At 42.9% G+C, this 20,109-nt stretch carries 15 protein-coding genes and 1 pseudogene; 11 read left to right on the forward strand and 5 right to left on the reverse strand.

The annotated features are described in order from the left end of the window. Nucleotides 1–68: 68 nt before the first annotated feature. The 5 genes and pseudogenes from xdhC to aceB all read right to left on the reverse strand — a co-directional run. A pseudogene (gene xdhC, locus MHO82_RS01050) lies at nt 69–833 on the reverse strand (xanthine dehydrogenase accessory protein XdhC); the annotation flags it as partial. Nucleotides 834–908: 75 nt separating this feature from the next. Next, nucleotides 909–3,305, reverse strand: a complete 2,397-nt coding sequence (gene xdhB, locus MHO82_RS01055) for a xanthine dehydrogenase molybdopterin binding subunit (protein WP_239181996.1) — start codon at nt 3,303–3,305, stop codon at nt 909–911. Beyond that, nucleotides 3,298–4,743 carry a xanthine dehydrogenase small subunit gene (gene xdhA, locus MHO82_RS01060; RefSeq protein WP_275440445.1) on the reverse strand — a complete coding sequence of 482 codons (1,446 nt, stop codon included), beginning with the start codon at nt 4,741–4,743 and terminating at the stop codon, nt 3,298–3,300. The genes xdhB and xdhA overlap by 8 nt, the downstream gene beginning before the upstream one ends. Before the next feature lie 315 nt (nt 4,744–5,058). Next, nucleotides 5,059–5,490, reverse strand: coding sequence for a heme-binding protein (locus MHO82_RS01065; protein ID WP_239181997.1), 432 nt, complete (start codon nt 5,488–5,490; stop codon nt 5,059–5,061). A gap of 80 nt (nt 5,491–5,570) precedes the next feature. Then, nucleotides 5,571–7,190: a malate synthase A gene (gene aceB / locus MHO82_RS01070; protein ID WP_239182271.1), complete on the reverse strand. Its 1,620-nt coding sequence runs from the start codon at nt 7,188–7,190 to the stop codon at nt 5,571–5,573. Nucleotides 7,191–7,519: 329 nt separating this feature from the next. On the opposite strand from aceB, the gene gcl reads away from it, so the two are divergent. The 11 genes from gcl to MHO82_RS01125 all read left to right on the forward strand — a co-directional run bounded on the left by gcl (nt 7,520) and on the right by MHO82_RS01125 (nt 20,082). Further along, nucleotides 7,520–9,295 carry a glyoxylate carboligase gene (gene gcl / locus MHO82_RS01075; RefSeq protein WP_239181998.1) on the forward strand — a complete coding sequence of 592 codons (1,776 nt, stop codon included), beginning with the start codon at nt 7,520–7,522 and terminating at the stop codon, nt 9,293–9,295. Nucleotides 9,296–9,325: 30 nt separating this feature from the next. After that, nucleotides 9,326–10,108, forward strand: coding sequence for a hydroxypyruvate isomerase (gene hyi / locus MHO82_RS01080; RefSeq protein WP_239181999.1), 783 nt, complete (start codon nt 9,326–9,328; stop codon nt 10,106–10,108). Between the two features lie 10 nt (nt 10,109–10,118). After that, nucleotides 10,119–11,033 (forward strand): 2-hydroxy-3-oxopropionate reductase, encoded by a 915-nt coding sequence (locus MHO82_RS01085; RefSeq protein ID WP_239182000.1) that lies wholly within the window; start codon nt 10,119–10,121, stop codon nt 11,031–11,033. A 341-nt stretch (nt 11,034–11,374) separates the two neighbouring features. After that, a complete protein-coding gene (locus MHO82_RS01090) occupies nt 11,375–12,643 on the forward strand; it encodes a glycerate kinase (protein ID WP_239182001.1) in 1,269 nt (422 codons plus the stop codon). Between the two features lie 216 nt (nt 12,644–12,859). After that, nucleotides 12,860–13,471, forward strand: coding sequence for a TetR/AcrR family transcriptional regulator (locus MHO82_RS01095; protein ID WP_239182002.1), 612 nt, complete (start codon nt 12,860–12,862; stop codon nt 13,469–13,471). Nucleotides 13,472–13,750: 279 nt separating this feature from the next. After that, nucleotides 13,751–14,935 (forward strand): matrixin family metalloprotease, encoded by a 1,185-nt coding sequence (locus tag MHO82_RS01100; protein ID WP_239182003.1) that lies wholly within the window; start codon nt 13,751–13,753, stop codon nt 14,933–14,935. A gap of 147 nt (nt 14,936–15,082) precedes the next feature. After that, nucleotides 15,083–16,021 carry a LysR family transcriptional regulator gene (locus MHO82_RS01105; RefSeq protein ID WP_239182004.1) on the forward strand — a complete coding sequence of 313 codons (939 nt, stop codon included), beginning with the start codon at nt 15,083–15,085 and terminating at the stop codon, nt 16,019–16,021. A gap of 342 nt (nt 16,022–16,363) precedes the next feature. After that, entirely contained in the window at nt 16,364–16,750 is a 387-nt protein-coding gene (locus MHO82_RS01110) for a hypothetical protein (RefSeq protein ID WP_239182005.1), read from the forward strand. Nucleotides 16,751–16,923: 173 nt separating this feature from the next. Further along, complete coding sequence (locus tag MHO82_RS01115) at nt 16,924–17,343, forward strand: hypothetical protein (protein ID WP_239182006.1); 420 nt, start codon at nt 16,924–16,926, stop codon at nt 17,341–17,343. Nucleotides 17,344–17,631: 288 nt separating this feature from the next. After that, nucleotides 17,632–18,678, forward strand: a complete 1,047-nt coding sequence (locus tag MHO82_RS01120; RefSeq protein ID WP_239182007.1) for a lactonase family protein — start codon at nt 17,632–17,634, stop codon at nt 18,676–18,678. A 237-nt stretch (nt 18,679–18,915) separates the two neighbouring features. Continuing rightward, nucleotides 18,916–20,082, forward strand: coding sequence for a methyl-accepting chemotaxis protein (locus MHO82_RS01125; protein ID WP_239182008.1), 1,167 nt, complete (start codon nt 18,916–18,918; stop codon nt 20,080–20,082). Nucleotides 20,083–20,109 lie beyond the last annotated feature (27 nt).

Genomic DNA, 20,109 nt, shown 5'->3' on the forward strand with positions numbered 1-20,109 from the left:
TTATTGATGGCTTGTTGCGTTTGTTCCAGTGTTTTCTCGGCGTTTTCAGTGCTGTTGTGTTGTGCATTCTGGTAATGAGCGATCAGCTCGCCAGCAACAGAAACAGCTATTTCAGCTGGGTGTTTTCCTTTCACTTCAGCAATACCGATAGGGCAGATCATGCGCTCTAAGGCGGCTTGATCGTAACCTCGTTCGGTTAGACGATATTCAAACTTTTTGCGCTTGGTGTTTGAGCCAATCACGCCAAAGTAGGCGCTGTCGTTGCGGTTCAAAATCGCGCGGGTTAACTCAAAATCCAGCTGGTGGTTGTGGGTCATGACCAAATAATAGCTGTTGGTTGGCATGGATTTGATTTCGGCGACGGGATCATCACTCACCAGTTTGGTGACGCTGGCAGGCAGAGAGTCAGGAAATTCTTCTTCACGCTCATCTACCCAGGTGACTTTGAATGGAAGCGTCGCCACAATGTGCAGCAGTGCTTTCGCAACGTGGCCTGCGCCAAATAAAACAAGGTGTTTCTGTTGTTGGCCAATAGGCTCAAAGCTTAATGTAGCCATGCCGCCGCAACATTGGCCGAGGCGAGCACCTAGGTTAAATCGTTCTATTTTTAAGTGGTTATCGCCCATTAACAGCATTTCACGGGCCATTTTTGTGGCTAAATGCTCTAAATGACCACCGCCAATGGTGGCAATTAATTTGTCACGAGTGACCAGCATTTTAGTGCCAGCATCGCGGGGGACTGAGCCTTTGTCTTCCAATACCGTGACCATGACACAAGCTTCGCCTTTTTGTTCTAGTTTTGCTAGCTCATGGATCCAGTTGTCGTTGAACATAATAAACTCCTTGTAAGTTGCTCTTTGCCTTCAATAAGTCGGGGGAAGGCAAAGAGCAAGGGGCTCGGTACTCAATTACTCTTTATTCAGCTCTACAGTGGCTTCTTGCTCTGTTACTTCCTCTTGCTGAACGGCTTTTACTGCCCACAGTACGCGCTCTGGGGTAGCTGGTGTATCTAGCTTAGGAATGGCGCCATTGTCTGCCACGTAGGTGATGGCATCTTTCATTGCGCTCCATACCGACATACCCAACATAAACGGTGGCTCCCCAACGGCTTTTGAATTAAAGACGGTGTCTTCAGGGTTGCTGCGGTTTTCTAACAAGTGAGTGCGAAAATCGATTGGCATATCGGCAATGGCTGGGATTTTGTAACTCGCCGGACCATTAGTGGTTAATCGACCTTGATCGTTCCATACCAACTCTTCCGTGGTTAACCAGCCAACACCTTGAATAAAGCCACCTTCAATTTGGCCAATGTCGATAGCTGGGTTCAGTGATGCGCCCACATCGTGCAAAATATCCACGCGTAAGATTTTGTATTCGCCCGTTAAGGTATCGATGATGACCTCTGAACAAGAAGCGCCGTAAGCGTAGTAATAGAACGGGCGACCGCGAGCTTGTTCGTGATCATAGTAAATCTTCGGTGTGCGGTAGAAGCCCGTACTCGATAGGGACACTTGGTTGAAATACGCGAGCTGAACGAACTCTTCAAATGTCATCAATGTGTCGCGAATTTGGATCATACCGTTGCTGAAAGTGACTTCTTCTGGGCTGACTTTAAAGTGGCTGCTGGCAAATTCAATAAGGCGACCTTTAATGGTTTGAGCCGCATTCTGTGCCGCTTTACCATTGAGATCCGCCCCTGATGATGCCGCTGTAGGCGAGGTGTTTGGCACTTTGTCGGTATTGGTTGCGGTAATTTGGATGCGCTCAATATCAACTTGGAACTCTTGCGCTACAATTTGGGCGACTTTGGTGTTCAGCCCTTGCCCCATTTCAGTACCACCATGGTTAAGGTGAATACTGCCATCCGTATAAATATGTACCAGTGCGCCAGCTTGGTTTAAGAAAGTCGCGGTAAAAGAAATACCAAACTTCACTGGGGTAATTGCTATGCCTTTTTTTAGAATCGGACTGATTTTGTTGTATTCATCAATGGCTTTGCGGCGTTCATGATACTCACTGCTTTCCTCTAGCTGGGCGGTAATATCATGAATGAAGTTATCTTCAACGGTTTGATAATAATGAGTAACGTTACGTTCGTCGTGGCCGTAGTAGTTCACTTTACGAACTTCTAAAGGATCTTTTTTTAGGTAATGGGCAATTTCATCCATCACATGTTCAATGGTCATCATGCCTTGTGGGCCACCGAAACCACGGTAAGCAGTGTTGGATGCCGTATTGGTCTTACAGCGATGACCGGTTACTGTAGCGTTACCTAGGTAATAAGCATTATCAGAATGGAACATGGCACGGTCGACAATCGAGCTGGACAGGTCTGGTGAGTAACCACAGTTACCAGCGACGACAATATCAATCCCTTCAATACGGCCGTTGTCATCAAAGCCCACTTTGTATTGATTGTAGAAAGGGTGGCGTTTACCCGTGGTGATCATATCTTCGGTACGGAACAAACGCATTTTGGTTGGCTTACCCGTTAAATGCGCCACAACGGCGGATAAACAGGCAGGGCTGGCGGCTTGGGTTTCTTTACCGCCAAAACCACCCCCCATACGACGCATGTCGATCACGACTTTATGCATAGGGACGCCAATCACTTCCGATACCAGTTTTTGCACTTCAGTCGGGTTCTGAGTGGAGGTATACACGATCATACCGCCATCTTCCGTTGGCATTACACTGCTGATCTGTGTTTCAAGGTAGAAGTGCTCTTGGCCGCCGATTTCTAAATCACCTTCTAATACGTGGGCCGCATTTTGGATGGCAGTATCAGAGTCGCCACGTTTTTGCTGGTGGCTTTCTGTGACAAACAGTTTTTTCTCTAAGGCTTCTTTTACATCCAGTACCGCAGGCAGTGGTTCGTATTCGATAATCGCGGCATGAGCGGCTTTGCGTGCGAGTTCAATATCGGTTGCCGCAACGGCAATCACAGGCTGGCCATAGTATTCAACTTTTCCATCAGCAAGGAGAGGATCACCCGGTAAGATCGCACCAATATCTAGTTGTCCTGGTACGTCTTTACTGGTAATGGCGATTTCAACACCTTCAAATTCATAACACGGGCTAACGTCTATTTTGGTGATGTTGGCATGGGCGTGAGTACTTAAACGTGCGTAAACATGAAGCTGATTAGGAAACTCTAAACGATCATCAATGTAGATGGCTTCGCCCGTCACTTGTTTGGCAGCACTGTCGTGTTTAACACTTTTACCTACACCCGTTTTTAAATCCTTTTTATACAGCGTGAGCATGTCGTCATAGCTCATGGCTGTTTGATTATGATTAGACATAAGACGTTACCCTTGTTTCAATTTGGTTGTTGGTATTTTGCTGTTCAATGAAGAAACGGTAGAGCAGGTTAGCGGCGGTTGCACTGCGGTACTCTTTACTGGCTCTGAAATCTGAAAGTGGTTCAAAATCAGACTCTAAGCTCACCATTGCTGCTTTGACCGTGCTTAAACACCATGCTTTACCTATTAAGGCTTGCTCACATCCTGAGGCACGTTTTGGGGTTGCTGCCATGCCGCCAAAAGCAACTCGGGCAGACACCACCGTGCCTTTATGAATTTCTAAATTAAACGCACCACACACCGCAGAGATGTCATCATCAAGGCGTTTGGATATTTTGTACGCTTTAAATTCTTTGTTTGTTTCTGGTTTTGGAATAATGATTTGTTCAATAAACTCAGAAGCTTGCTGAGCCGTTACTTTATAGCTGATGAAATAGTCTTCAATTGGAATAATACGGCTTTGCTTACCACGGCGTAATTTCAGCTTTGCATTCAGTGCAATCAGCAGTGGTGGTGCGTCACCAATTGGGGAAGCATTGGCCACGTTACCGCCGAAAGTACCTTGGTTACGAACCTGTAAAGAGGCGAAGCGATGCAGCAACTCCCCAAAATCGGGGTAATATTGACTGAGCATTTGATAACTATCACTGATTGGCAGGTTTGAACCAATCACGATCTCTTTGTCTGTTTCTTCCAGCACTTTCATGTCTTCAACGTTGTTAACGCTGATTAAGGTTTCTATTTCACGGCGAAATTGCGTGACTTCTAATGCTAAGTCAGTACCACCAGCGACGATTCGTGCTGAAGGATGATCTTGAAGCAATTGAGCTAGCTCATCAGTACTGGTTGGTGAAAAACTCTTTAAGTTATTGAATTCAAGGGTTGCTGGCTCATCACTTAAACTTTTTAGAGCGGCAATGGTTTTCTGCTCGAGTTGGGTGAACTGATCAAGAATCGGTTTCTCTTGGCTTAACGACATGGCCGCATCCACGATTGGGCGATAGCCAGTACAGCGGCACAGGTTACCGGCAAGAGACTCTAAAATTTCTTCTTTATTTGCATTTGGGTGGTTTTTACCCAGAGCAAACATTGACATGATAAAGCCCGGTGTACAGTAACCACATTGTGAGCCATGAAACTCAACCAGAGCCTGTTGTACTGGGTGCAGACTTTGACTGTTTTGCAGATCTTCTACTGTGATCAATTGTTTGCCGTGTAGGGCAGAAACAAACGTTAGGCATGAGTTCACAGAGCGATATTGTAATTGTCCATCTACAAGTTCGCCCAGAACCACGGTACATGCGCCACAGTCGCCAGAACCACAACCTTCTTTTGTTCCCGTTTTATTCACTTTCGTACGCAGGTAATTCAACACCGTCATGTTTGGCGAGAGTTGATCTTCTTGTTGCACTGTCTGGTTGAGTAAGAACTTAATCAAGAGACCTCCTTGTAGGCTGTAATTTTTCTGACTCTTAGGTCAATAATTGTTCACATTGACTTAAAAGTCAATTATTCATTCACACTTTTGTAACACAATTTTTGATAAATATGATATTAAACAAATGATTAATAATCAGTATGTTATTACTGCATGAGATTTTGTATCAGACATGACAAAGCGCAAGTTGTAATTAACTTGTTGAGTTTTATTCGGATGTGAGATAAGGCTTAAAACGGAGTGCTGTAAGCCTTTATTTTATAGAATTTTAATTTTCAGGTGACGTTGTCACATTTTATGTTTTTAGGTATAGAACTACAGTTCATCAGAATATAGATCGGCGTGTTGAATACCTTTTAAAGCGCAGTTTTCATCAAGATCAGACAAATCTCCACTGACGCCAACAGCGCCAACCACATTTTGTTCACTGTCTTTAATTAATAAGCCACCCGGCACAGGAACCATATTGCCATTAGCCAGTACGTTTACTGCCGAAATAAAGGCGGGTCGGTTATCGGCATCTTGCGCCAATTTACGAGAGGAGCAGCCAAGAGCGAGGGCACCCCAAGCCTTAGCAATAGCGATATCAGGGCGCATCATGCTAGAGCCATCTTGTCTTTGAAGGGAAATAAGTTTCCCACCACTGTCGAGTATTGCAACGGTGAGTGGGGCGCTTTTCTGAGATACGCCGGCATCAAAAGTGCCGTGGGTGATCGCCAGAGCTTGCTGAAGTGTCAAACTGATCATGTTATCTCCTGACTGTGTCTCTCGTATTACACATTTGCTGCCATTTACAGTGTAAATAACAGCAAACAGAGTAAGTGACGTTAGGTTAATTTATGTTTATCTGTTAATAATGAGTAACTTGGTAAGGTTAAAAAGGCCGAGAAGTCGGGGGAGGTGGAAATCTCATCAAAGAGTTTCGCAGTTTCTTCGAAACGACCGTTGTGATAACGGGTTTCACCAACTTCGGATTTAATGGTATCCAACTCTTGGTATAGCCAGTTACGGAATAGTTCTTTAGTGAAGACTTGGCCGTCATCGAGATGAATGCCATGATGGATCCATTGCCAAATGCTGGCACGAGAAATTTCGGCGGTGGCAGCATCTTCCATTAAGCCGTAAATCGGTACACAGCCGATCCCTTGGATCCAAGATTCAATGTAATACAGGGCAATACGAATATTTTTACGCACCCCTTCTTCATTACGTACACCATCGCTTGGAGCTAATAGAGTGTCTGCGGTGATTTCGCCAACATAGCTTGAATCGAAGTCCAGCTGGTTTGCTCTGCCGGTCAGATTTTCGTTAAAAATGTTCATGGCGGTATCCACTAAATGTGGGTGAGCAACCCAAGTGCCGTCATGGCCGTTAAGGGATTCGCGTTGCTTATCTTCCACTACCTTAGCCAATACTTGTTTCATGACTTCAGGATCTTTGTTAGGGATGAAAGCAGACATGCCTCCCATCGCCAGTGCACCACGCTGATGACACGTACGAACCAGCAGTTGGCTATAAGCATTTAAGAAAGGTTTGTCCATGGAAACGGTGTGGCGATCAGGCAAGATCTTGTCTGAGTGATTATTTAAAGTCTTGATATAACTGAAAATATAATCCCATCGACCACAGTTCATGGCCACAATGTGATCCTTCATCGCATGAAGAATTTCATCCATTTGGAAAACAGCCGGTAGGGTTTCAATTAATACTGTTGCGCGAATGGTACCTGTTTCAACGTTGAAGTAGTTTTCAGTAAAGCGAAATACATCATCCCACCATTGTGCCTCTTCCATACATTCTAGTTTTGGAATGTAGTAGTACACACCAAGCCCTTGTTTAGCTCGGCTTTGGTAGTTGTGGAAAAAGTAGAGAGCAAAATCCATTAAACAACCTGCAATAGGCTGATTATTGAAGTGAATATGATCTTCTGGTAGGTGAAGACCACGAGGTCTGGCAATCAGTAGAGCGGGATCTGAGTTTAATGTGTACTTTTTAGATTTGGCTTGATCGTAATAGCTGATGGTTTTGGCATTGGCATCACGTAGGTTAACTTGGCCTTCAACCATGTTCTGCCATGTTGGAGCAGAAGCATCTTCAAAACAGCACATGAAGACTTTTGCACCAGAGTTCAGAGCATTGATCACCATTTTTCGATCAATAGGGCCGGTGATCTCTACTCGACGATCTTGTAGTGGTCCTGGAATATCAGCAATTTGCCAGCTTTTGTCATCCCTTATATGGCGTGTATCTTCACGAAAATTCGGAAGTGCACCATTATCGTAACGACGTTGCGTCTCTTCACGTGCGGCTAATAATTCATCACGTTTCGACTGAAATTGGCTTACTAAGCTATCTAAAAAAGCGAGTGCTTCAGTGGATAAAATTTGTTGATACTCATCTCTACTTGTATCGCCAAGTACATCAATCCTCATTCCTTGTTGCTCCATTGTTCTTTGATTTGAAATCATATGTTTGTCTCCTTTAAAACAATAATAATTTTTATTGTGTACATTTATTGTTGTTATCTATTGATGTTTATATCTCTTTACTTTGAATAAAGCAAAAAATATTTAACATTTTGTTTTCATTGTTCGCTGTTGATAAAAAATTAATTTTTTATTATTCGTTTGATTTTTATCGTTTTCATTGGGTTTTGTCGGAAATGTAATACAAATATTGTTGTTTATTTGTAAATCAAACCTTGCTTAATTTTCATAACAATGCTTAGAATACAATCATGATTGAAATTGTATACAATCTGTAAATGGAGTTTAGTATGGCGAGAATGAAAGCGATAGAAGCAGCAGTTGAAGTGTTAAAGCGTGAAGGTATAGACATTGCGTTTGGTGTGCCGGGAGCGGCGATTAACCCTATGTATGCTGCAATGAAAAACTTAGGGGGGATTGATCATGTTCTGGCCCGCCATGTTGAAGGGGCCTCTCACATGGCTGAAGGTTATACACGAACCACACAAGGGAATATTGGCGTGTGTATTGGTACTTCAGGCCCCGCGGGAACCGATATGATCACCGGCCTTTACTCGGCATCGGCAGATTCAATTCCAATCTTGTGTATTACAGGCCAAGCACCTCGCGCAAGATTACATAAAGAAGATTTCCAAGCGGTAGATATTGAAACTATTGCTAAGCCAGTGACGAAGTGGGCCACCACGGTACTGGAACCTGCGCAAGTGCCAAGGGCGTTTCAGCAAGCATTTCATCTAATGCGCTCTGGTCGTCCGGGCCCGGTGTTAATTGATTTACCTCTGGATGTTCAATTAGCGGAAATTGAGTTCGATATCGACACTTACGAACCATTAGAAGCGTATAAACCAACAGCAAGTCGCAGCCAAATTGAAAAAGCACTTGGTATGCTGAATGACTCAAATAATCCTGTGTTGGTTTCAGGTGGCGGTGTGATTAATGCTGGCGCGTCTGAGTTGCTGCAACGCTTTGCAGAAATTACGAATATTCCCGTGATCCCAACACTCATGGGCTGGGGCTCGATCCCAGATAACCACGAGCTAATGGCGGGTATGGTGGGGCTACAAACGGCGCATCGTTATGGTAACGCAACACTGCTTAATTCTGATTTTGTATTTGGTATTGGTAACCGCTGGGCAAACCGTCATACCGGTTCGGTAGATGTTTATACGGAAGGGCGTAAGTTTGTTCATATTGACATTGAGCCAACCCAAATTGGCCGCGTATTCTGCCCGGATCTCGGTATCGTGTCTGATGCGAAAGCCGCGCTAGAGCTATTGGTAGAAGTGGCCACTGAATGGAAAAACGCAGGCAAATTGAAAGATCGCAGCGATTGGCTAAGCGAATGTCAGCACCGTAAATCAAGCATGCTTCGTAAAACACACTTTGAAGAAGCTCCAATGAAGCCAATGCGTGTTTATGAAGAAATGAACAAAGCGTTCGGTGAAGATACGTGTTACGTGAGTACCATTGGCTTATCACAAATTGCCGCTGCTCAGTTCCTGCATGTGTATAAGCCGCGACACTGGATCAACTGTGGTCAGGCTGGCCCGCTAGGTTGGACCATTCCAGCAGCGCTAGGGGTACGTTCGGCGGATCCAGATCTCCCAATCGTTGCTATTTCGGGTGACTATGACTTCCAGTTCATGATTGAAGAGCTAGCTGTAGGGGCACAGTTTAACTTGCCTTATATACATGTTGTGGTGAACAACTCCTACCTAGGTTTGATTCGCCAAGCTCAGCGCCAATTTGATATTGATTACTGTGTCCAGCTGGCGTTTGAAAACCAGAATGCTCCAGAGCTGGATGGTTATGGTGTTGATCATGTGGCGGTGGTTGAAGGTTTGGGTTGTAAAGCCATTCGAGTAACAGAGCCTGAAAATATTTCAGTGGCTTTCGAACAAGCCAAGACTTTGATGAATAGACATAAAGTGCCTGTTGTGGTTGAGCTGATCTTAGAGCGTGTGACTAACGTGTCGATGGGAACAGAAATTAACAACATCAACGAATTTGAACCGTTGGCAGAAGGCAGTGAAGACGCGCCAACAGCCATTACATTCAATCAATAATTTTAAGCCAATAACAAGAAGGGACATAGGATGCCAAGATTTGCAGCAAACTTATCCATGTTATTCACAGAATACGATTTTTTAGATCGTTTTGAGCTGGCGGCAGAAACGGGATTTCAAGGGGTAGAATACCTTTTCCCGTATGCTTTTGAAGCCGATGCGATTAAGCAAAAGCTAGAGCAATATAACTTGCAGCAAGTGCTGTTTAACCTGCCGGCAGGCGATTGGGATGCAGGGGATCGTGGCATCGCCGTTGACCCAAGTCGAACCGCTGAATTTGAAGCAGGTGTACCAAAAGCCATTGAATACGCAAAAGCACTGGGTTGTAGCCAAGTGAACTGTTTAGCGGGCATTGTGCCTGATGGGGTAAGCCAAGAACAAGCAACCGCTACGTTTGTACAAAACTTAACGTTTGCCGCGAATGAGCTTGAAAAAGCAGGCATTAGCTTGGTGATTGAAGCCATTAACACACGCGATATTCCTGGCTTTTTCTTAACCAATACTCAGCAAGCGCTGGATGTGATTGAGCAAGTGGGCAGTACAAATTTGCGTGTGCAATACGATATTTACCACATGCAGATCATGGAAGGGGATCTTGCGCCAACCCTTAGCCAGAATCTTAGCCAAATACAACATGTTCAATTGGCTGATAACCCTGGCCGCCATGAGCCGGGAACTGGAGAGATTAACTACGCTTTCTTGTTCCAACATCTTGATGATATTGGCTATCAGGGCTGGGTGGGCTGTGAATACAAACCAAAAACCACCACTCAAGCAGGGCTTGGCTGGCTAAAATCATTTAATCAAATTTAAGGAGAGAACCATGACGCAAGCAATAACTTCAAACACAGCATCAACCATCGCTTTCATTGGTACTGGTATTATGGGGAAACCCATGGCTGAAAATTTGCAAAAAGCGGGTTATCAGTTGGTTCTTTCTGAGCATCACAATGCAGCTCCGCAAGATCTGGTCGATGGCGGTGCAGAGGTGTGTGCTACTCCTAAAGCGGCCGCTGAACAAGCCGACGTGATTATTTTAATGCTGCCAAACACACCACAAGTGGAAGAGGTTCTGTTTGGGAAAAATGGTGTTGAAGAAGGGGTAAGTGCGGGCAAACTGGTGATCGACATGAGTTCAATCGCGCCAGTAGAAACTAAGCAGTTCGCGAAACGCGTGGAAGAGTCTGGTGCTCAATATTTAGATGCTCCGGTATCTGGTGGTGAAGTGGGTGCGATTAACGCAGCGCTAACTATTATGGTCGGTGGCTCAGAAGCCAGCTTTGAGCAAGCAAAACCGCTGTTTGAAGTTATGGGCAAAAACATCACATTAGTGGGCGACAACGGTGCGGGCCAAGTGTGTAAAGTGGCGAACCAAATCATTGTTGCGCTAAACATTGAAGCCGTATCAGAAGCTCTGGTATTCGCCTCAAAAGCAGGAGTCGATCCGTCGCGTGTTCGTCAGGCGTTAATGGGGGGCTTTGCCAACTCTAAAATTTTAGAAGTGCATGGCGAGCGCATGATCAACGGCACGTTTGATCCGGGCTTTAAAATTGCGCTTCATCAAAAGGATTTAAACCTGGCCATTTCAGGGGCGAAAGCGCTGCAAGTGAGTTTACCAAATACGGTAATGACCCAAGGTTTGTTTGATCAATGTGTAGAAATGGGAGGTGAAAATTGGGATCACTCGGCACTGATTTGTGCTATCGAGCAATTGGCTCATCATGACATCAGAAAATAGGCTCTGATGCTTAATTTTATGATACATGATTTGATACATAGCTATTTGATACATAGTTAAACGTCATAGTAATTTTTCTTTAGGTAACACGGTAATACTTCAAGCGTATATTTAAATAAAACGCGTTATTTAGTCTCCTTTACGCGCGTTCCCGAAGCAACTGGGTGTAAGTAGCTGCTGGTAGACAGCTTACTTAATGTAACAGGCCATCGAGTTCTGCTTCGGGATTCTTTCTTTTTTATACTTATTTTTTGTTTTTAAGACGAGATATCACCAGTCGCTCTTGTTACGGCTAATAGACCACAACGGCGAATACACTCTGATGAGCAGGGAGCTTATGCATGAATATTGAACCAAGCCAATTATTGTTATCCCTTTTTGAATGTGCTGTCGAAGAGGCACTGCCGCAAGGCCATATTGCGCCGTATTTACCCGAAGACACAACAGGAAAAGCAGTGGTGATTGGGGCAGGCAAAGCAGCAGCGTCGATGGCTGCCGAGCTTGAAGCAGTATGGCAAGGGGAATTAGAGGGCGTGGTGGTGACCCGCTATGGCCACACTACGCCATGTAAAACCATCGAAGTGATAGAAGCGGCGCATCCAGTGCCAGATACGGCGGGCAAAGAAGTGGGCGAGCGTATCTTGTCGTTGGTTTCTGGGCTGACAGACAAAGACGTGGTGATCTGTTTAATGTCGGGGGGCGGTTCGGCGTTATTGAGCTTACCGGCACCGGGCATCAGTTTAAGTACGAAGCAAGCCATTAACAAAGCGCTGCTCAAATCAGGGGCAGCCATTGATGAGATGAATTGTGTGCGTAAGCATTTATCGGCCATTAAAGGTGGGCGATTAGCGAAAGCCGTATTTCCTGCCAAACTCATTTCTCTGGCAATTTCGGATGTACCGGGTGATGACCCGAGTGTGATTGCCTCTGGCCCGACGGTGGCGGATCCGACCACGCGATTTGAAGCATTAGCTATTCTGGAGCGTTACCAAATTGATATCTCTCCGGAAGTGTTTTCATGGTTAAACAACCCAGAATCTGAAACCGTGAAAGAAGGCGATGCATGCTTGGACAATAGCGAATTCCATATTATTGCGACGCCTCAATCGGTATTAGAGGCTAGTGCCAAAAAGGCAGAAAGTTTGGGGATCCCTGCGCATATTTTAAGTGATTGTATGGAAGGGGAAGCGAAAGACGTAGCAAAAGTGCACGCTGCCCTTGCTAAACAAATTGCAAAATATAATCAACCGTTTAGTGCACCTTGTGTGTTGATTTCTGGCGGGGAAACCACAGTAACTGTAACGGGTAATGGCCGTGGTGGTCGAAACAGCGAATTTCTACTGAGCTTATTTAATGAATTGAAAGGCCATGCGCAGATTTATGCATTAGCAGCTGATACGGACGGGATCGACGGCGTAGAAGACAACGCAGGTGCGTTAATTACGCCAAGCTCTTTTCAGCAAAGCCAAGTGCTTGGGCTAAAAGCGCAAGACTTCCTCGATAATAACGATGGTTATCACTTTTTTTCTCATTTAAACGGATTGGTCACCACAGGCCCGACACTCACCAATGTTAACGATTTTAGAGCGATTTTAATTTTGCCAAGCTAATTTTTAACCCCGCGATTTAACTCCTTGGTGAGTAAAGCGCTGACAGAAGTTCATGGTATGACTTTTATGGTGTTCATGCCTTTTGGGAATAACAGGATAGGTATTGCTTGTTATTCCCTTTTTTTATTCATATTTTTAATGTAATAGAAATCGAAGGCTTTATCCCTTCTTACGGATACATTACTATGCGTTAAAAGGAGTTCAGAAGGTAACCTAATGTCACGGATTAGAGCAAAAAATCAAGACCTTATTATTGATGTGGCTTGTCGATTATTTGCACAGCAAGGTTATGCGGCAACCAAGATGGCGGATATTGCCAAAGAAGCAGATATCCCTAAACCAAACGTGTATTACTACTTTAAAGCCAAAGACGCTTTATACCGCGCGGTGTTAGAAAGCGTGATTGAGCCTTTGTTAGAGGCGTCTAAACCTATTGAACAATTAGACGATCCGGCGGAAGCGCTAACGGAATACATCAAAACGAAATTGCGTATTTCACGAGATCACCCATACGCCTCTAAAGTGTTTGCGAATGAAGTGATGTCGGGAGCAAAATACCTTCCCCAAGACATTGCTGATGAGCTGTTAGCCCAGTCTAAGATGATCATCGCGAAATTCGAAAGTTGGGTAGAGCAAGGTGCCATTGCCAAGTTATCACCACAACATTTGATGTTCACCATTTGGGCATCGACTCAGACGTACGCCGATTTCAGCTGGCAGATCTGTAACGTGATGGACAAAGACGAGCTGGATAACGAAGATTACGCAGAAGCCGCTGAGTTCTTAACTCAGTTTGTGCTGAATGGTTGTGATGTTAAAAATAGATAGAACTATTAATTATATGACATGATTTGGTATATGTATTTGAATTATAAATTCTTTCATCCATTGCGCTTTTCTAGTAAATAAAACAAGCCAGAATAAATACTTTAATTATTCTGGCATATCATGCTGAGTCTAAAATAAATTCTCTTTAAGTATCCTCTACACCTTTACTGACTTCATTTTTGTTCACCTATGTCTTTAAATTTGGTCATTCATGAAGGTATTACTACTATTGACTTTATTGTTATTACTGTGATGGTACTTATCAAAGAGGGTGGATAGATGAATAATAGTAAGAAAAATTCGGGTGAAAATATTAATGATAAATTGGAATTAATTTGCACTCGATTACAAATTATTGAGCGTGAAATGAAAGCTAGGAATGAAAGTAAACATGAATATTGTTGTCACCAAGATCAAAATAATGATGAGGATGGTTCTTCTGAGTGTTGTGGACTCCCTATCGTTCCCGTACGTGAACTGGACAAGGATATAGAATTTGAACGAGAAAGTTTAATTCGAACAATAGAGAAAAAATGGGTCAATGGAACGGAGCTAAAATACTGCTTTTTCACAAAAGGTCCATGGAAAGGGGATCTTGGGCAGCAAAGGATAGTAGAAGATGCGTTTGATGAATGGAAAAATGTAGGTATTGGGCTTTCATTTACAAAGGTAAATCGTCTTGATGAAGCGGACATAAGAATAGGTTTTGAGCAAGGGGATGGAGCTTGGTCTTATGTTGGTAGAGATATTTGGGGAATTCCTAAAAGCAAAAGAACAATGAACTTTGGCTGGAAGCTAAATGGTCAGTCAGGAATGGATACAGCCTTACATGAAATTGGGCATACATTAGGCTTTAATCATGCTCAGCAAAATCCATTTTCAGGTATTGAGTGGGATGAAGAGGCTGTTTACCGTTATTTTATGGGGCCACCAAATTATTGGTCACGAGAAAAAACCTTTCATAATGTACTTCGCACTCTTAGCCCTGAAAGTGTTGAAGGGTCTGAGTGGGATCCAAATTCCATTATGCAATACAGTATCCGTGGAGGGTTAATATTGCGGCCAGAGCTATACCAAAATGGTCTAAATCCCGAGCCGGGTCTATCAGAAAATGATAAGGAACAAGTAAGGCTATTTTATCCGGAAGATAGTTCACCATATGATGAACTAAGGTTTCTTGAAGCTAGAAGGTTAAATATTAACCCATCAGAGCAGATTAATTTGGCAATTAGACCTGAAATAACAAGAATATATCAAATTCAAACATTTGGGTTATCAGATACAGTTATGGTCTTATTTGAAGATAATAATGGTACTCTGGAACATGTAGCCAGCGATGATGATAGTGGTTGGAGTAGAAATGCCAGTTTGAAATTACGTCTTGTTGCGGGGCGTGAATATATTTTACGAATTCGCCTCTACTATAGCCATGTTAGAGGCGAAAGTGCGGTGATGTATTGGTAATAGTAACTTGAAGGTAGTAAGCATGAGGTGTTGTTTCTACTCTGCTTACTATCTAATTCTTTTAAAACTATCGTCATGTCATTTATCAATTTATCTCTGCGTACATATCTTTTACTATCGGTTTATTCACACTAGCTCGGATAGTAAATGAAAGCACTTAACGATCTTAATATTTTTGTCGAAACGGCAAGGCAGGGCAGTTTTTCCAAAGCGGCCAACAGCATGGACATGACGCCAGCGGCGATCAGTGCCTCGGCAAAGCGCCTTGAAGAGCAGCTCGGTTTTCCTTTGTTTGTGCGCTCAACACGCAGTTTGAGGCTAACCAGTGAAGGCGAAATATTTTTAGATAAAACTTCTCTAGCACTGAGTACGTTGCAAGATGGTTTAGATTTGATTTCTTCATCGCGTGGTGAATTATCGGGGAACTTGCACCTTGCAGCGCCTTCGGATTTTGGCCGTAATCTCTTGATCTATTGGATCGATGAATTTATTGAAGATCATCCGCGAGTATCGGTAAAAGTCGAACTCTCTGACAGCCTGACAGACATGTACTCTAAGCCTGTCGATATTGCGATTCGCTATGGTGAGCCTGCGGAATCGAACCTGATCGCGATTCCATTGTGCGGCAGTAACGCGAGAGTACTGTGCGCTTCTCCTGATTATGTTGCTTCACATCCAGAGCTAAAGATTCCAAAAGATCTTCTGGCTCATAACTGCTTGTGTTATATGACATCAGACAGTTTATACAACAACTGGCGATTACTTCCGAATATCGAGAAAAACGGTAGGGAAGAAGAAACTATTCTTGCTCAGGGCAACCCATCGAGTAATGACAGTGATGTGATCCGTCGGTTAGCGCTTAATGGTCGTGGGATCGCTAATAAGTCGTTAATGGACGTAAGCCAAGACTTAATTGATGGAAAGTTGGTAAGGGTGTTACCAGAATGGGACGGAGAGAATGCTCCGCTTTATATGGTGTGTGCCGATCGCCGAATTTTAAGTCCAACCATTCGTAAGTTTCAGCAATTCATTCAAGAAAAATGCTGTCAGCAAAGAGCCAAAGCATTGCAAGAAATTGATGAGTAATCCTTGGCAGAACTATTTTCTTTAATCGTGAGATCGCTGAGGATCGTAGTTGGTAATACTGAAAAATATTACTTTCTTGGAGCACTAGCAGAATATTGCTAATGATATATTTGTTATTTATATGTAATGATAATTAATTATTGAACGTAACTGTTATTAATATCTATTATTTATAATGCCCAACTAAATATACTGATGTGACTGTTTTTATTGTCTTCATTCAGGTTTTTAGATATGTGATGAATTGGAAATTGTTACTGCCTAGGTGGACGATTATGTCTGAAAAATTAACTAATAAAAGCTATCGGAATTATTTAGTTATTGTATGCATGGGTGGAGTCTATGAATAAAATAGCGATGGTAATAGTGCTGAATGCAATTTTACTTTTTGGGTGGATTGCTCCTGCAATAGCACAAAATTTTCAATATACAGCATCTAACCAACCTCCGTATCAATGCGGTTCAATAAATGGGTTAACACACTTCCCTGATGGTGTTTGCCTTCCTAAGCCAGCAGAGCCTAATATTCCTGCTGAAATAAGATTCCGCTTATATGCGACTTGTGCTAATGGCGTTAGCCGGCTGGGGGCTCAGCGTAACTGTTGCGAGCATTTAACTGACGCTCAAAAGCATGCGATAAACGCAAATTGCCCATCATTTGGAGGAAAAAGCAATATCCCGTGGGAAGAGATATTACGTGTAGCCATTGCCCTCTATTCGGGTAGCTAGTTAAGATAAGCTCTAATCTTTCGTTTGAAAGAAGAGAAGAATCCACTTTGATTAAAAGGTGCTGAATACATACGATAAGTGTAGGTCGCCTGACATAGCTGCCGCACTTAGTTTGTAGAATTTGTATCCTCTAACAAGCTGCTTAGATTAGCATTATTTAACATGAGGAAATTATGGTCATCACGCGGGAGAAGCAGCAAGCAATTCGTATGATCGGAGTTCTACTTGCTATTGGAGTCACGCTAGTTTTTAATTTTTTCAAAGTTCAGGGAGACGATGAGACTATTGCCGTTGATATAGCTGAGATTACCACTGGGCAGCCTGAGCAATCGGTACTTAAAAAGTTTTTTCGTGGTGCTGATTACGTAATATTGAATGTCAACTTTTCAAATATGCCTCAGTCACCCGATGAGTTCAGCTCGAAAACGTTGTTTTACACTAATAAGTTAAAGGAATACATCTGCACTACCCCTGTGGTATTTGATTACTTTCGAAAGTACAAACGGGTGGAAGCTAATATTATGAGTATTAACCCAACTAGGTCTATGGGGCTCTTTAGCTTAACGAAAGATGAATGTGAAAAGATAAAATGATAAAAATCATAGGGTCAGTGATGTAGCAGGGCTGTATATGACTTGGATTTTATAAGCTTAAAAGCATAGTTAGAGGTAAAACTAGCATTTTGGCTTTGAGAACAAAAAACTCTGCAATCGCAGACAGTTTGTAAAGATAACGCAGTTTAACGTTATTAGCGGGCTATTTTTCACAACGTACATTTTGAATATGTAGTGCAAGTCACTAATAAATCGCTTCTTTTTCTCTCGTTGTTTTGCTTTTTTATAAGACAATATCGCTATATCTACTAATGAATATGGCGGTATATGAACACATTACCCTTAAAAATTGGTTGCTACACCGATTCTTCGAGCAAGAGCCAAGGCCTTTATCGAGTACAGTTTGATCTCAGCAATGGAAATTTGACGAAACCAGAGCTTATTGTGCCTTGCAGAAACCCTTCTTTTGCAATATCTACCGATGCTGGTTGCTACTTTATTAGCGAAGTTGATCAGTGTTCTGGTCCTGAGCTGTATTTTTTATCTCATTTAGATCAAAAAGCGGGTAAAGCTGCGCAGTCGGTAGCGATTTCTGGTGATCACCCTTGCCATATCGCAATGGATCATGAAAACAAATTTATTATTACGTCTCAATATTCATCAGGCAGCTTTGATGTTTTTTCGTTAAATACTGATGGCCGTTTAGATAAGAAGATAACCAGTCTCTTTTCGTCGGGAAGTGGTCCTAATGCTGAGCGACAAGCTGGTCCGCATGCCCATCAGTGCCAATTTCTTAAGTCAGAATTACAATTTGTCACGGTCGATTTAGGCTCAGACAGCATTAGCTTTTATACCTATGATTCAACTCAGGGGGTATTTCAGGATAAGCCAATGCAAACTTTGAAAGCACCTGTTGGTAGTGGCCCTAGGCATTTAATATTTAATCAAGATGAAACCGCCGCTTATGTGATTTGTGAATTATCAGAAACGATTCTGGTTCTGGAAAAGAGTGAAGTAGGGTGGGGAGTAATACAAGAAGTGGCAGCTCTGCCAAATGAAGAAAAAGGGGAAGCGACAGCAGCGATTAAGTTTTCTCCAGATGGTCAATTTTTATATGTCTCTTGCAGGCATCAATCAAAAATTAGCTGTTTTGCTATTAGCCCAAGATCTAACAAGATCGAATATCAATCTTGTGTATCGACTGAAGGGGATTTTCCAAGAGATTTCATGATCACCCCTGATGGGAAATGGCTCGTTGCTGCCAATCAGCATTCACATAATTTAACGACGTTTCAGCGTAACCTCGAAACAGGAGAGCTCACATTCAGTGGTGTTTCTGTAGAAGTTGGTTCGCCTGTTTGTGTTACGTATTAACCAATTATCGTTCTTCAGTTCAGTGTTTCGTAAAGGAGCGGAGGGCTTAGGCTCTTCGTTTTTTCTTTTCTTTCTTCTCATTCACAACTAAAAGTTGCATTAAAAATGCATGTTATGTAGCATGCATTGATATTGAAAGCGGCGACATTTCAACATTGACTGACAATACGGACATACAGCCAGTAGAGAAAGCGCCTAACTCTCTGACAAAACCCATCACTTGCAACGGGGCTGTATATGCGTTCACTTTTTATTCGAATGAGGTTTATTCACTGGCTAGGTGCAGCTGCACTTTTGGTGAATGCGACATTTTTCACAGATGTTCTCCTTTCACAAATTATCCAATATGTTGTCGTTGTATTTCTGGTCATCCATGACATAGATGAAAAGCTGTGGGGTGTGGATTCATTAGAAAATGTCACAGGCTACATGAAGCACTTTGAACGAAAAGATCTCTCCGTTCCTTGTGAAATCAATAGCCAGTACAACAGTGAAATGGGTAATGTGCTTAATGTGATCAATACGTTCAGAGAGAATGTGAAAAATGCTTTAATAGACATACAGCAACAGGCCAGTACGTCTGATGAAATCTCAGATTTACTGAAAGTTAAAGCCCAAGATATTTCGGCAAGGATCCAAGAGCAAGATGATCGGGTTGGCCTGATTACCAATCAAGTTGAAACGTTAGATAAAACGTCATTGTCTCTTCAAGCTAAAGCGGAAGAAACGCGTTCTAAAGTGGAACAGACCCGAGAAGATTTACTGGCTTCAAACAACACCATGGGCGTAATGGTGAATGACATTGGTACTTATATTCAAAATAACGATGCTTTGCACAGTAAGTTTCATCAGCTTTCTCAGCAAACACAATCAATTGAAAAGGTCGTTACCGTTATTAATAACCTAGCGGATCAAACCAACCTTTTGGCGTTAAATGCAGCCATAGAAGCAGCCAGAGCAGGAGAACACGGCAGAGGGTTTGCGGTGGTGGCCGATGAAGTCAGAAACTTAGCAAAATCCACTCAAGAAAGCTTGGATGATATTAACGAAATCATTGCTGGAATTTCTGAAGCGGTTTTGGATGCGGGCGAACAAATGAAAGTGCAATCAGCGGCGATCGCATCGTTATCTGAATACACTATATCCAGCCAGTCAGGGCTTGAATTGGCGTGTGAAAACATTAATGAAATCCTTCCTCTGATAGGGCAAGAAAGCAAAAGTGATAACGTGGATATTTTGTACGTTCATAAGTTGGTGGAAGACATCAGTAAAGAGATTGAAGCTTTAAAAATGCTGTCTAGCTCTAACGCCAATGACTGCACTGAACTTCAGCATCAAGGACGCTACCTTAGCGAAGTAACAGACAATATTGTCGAGCAATTAGGTACGTTTAAAACCAGTTAGCCTTTCTCTAAATTTTTTAAAAATGTG

Source organism: Vibrio sp. Of7-15, from assembly GCF_022347565.1.
Taxonomy (GTDB): domain Bacteria; phylum Pseudomonadota; class Gammaproteobacteria; order Enterobacterales; family Vibrionaceae; genus NORP241.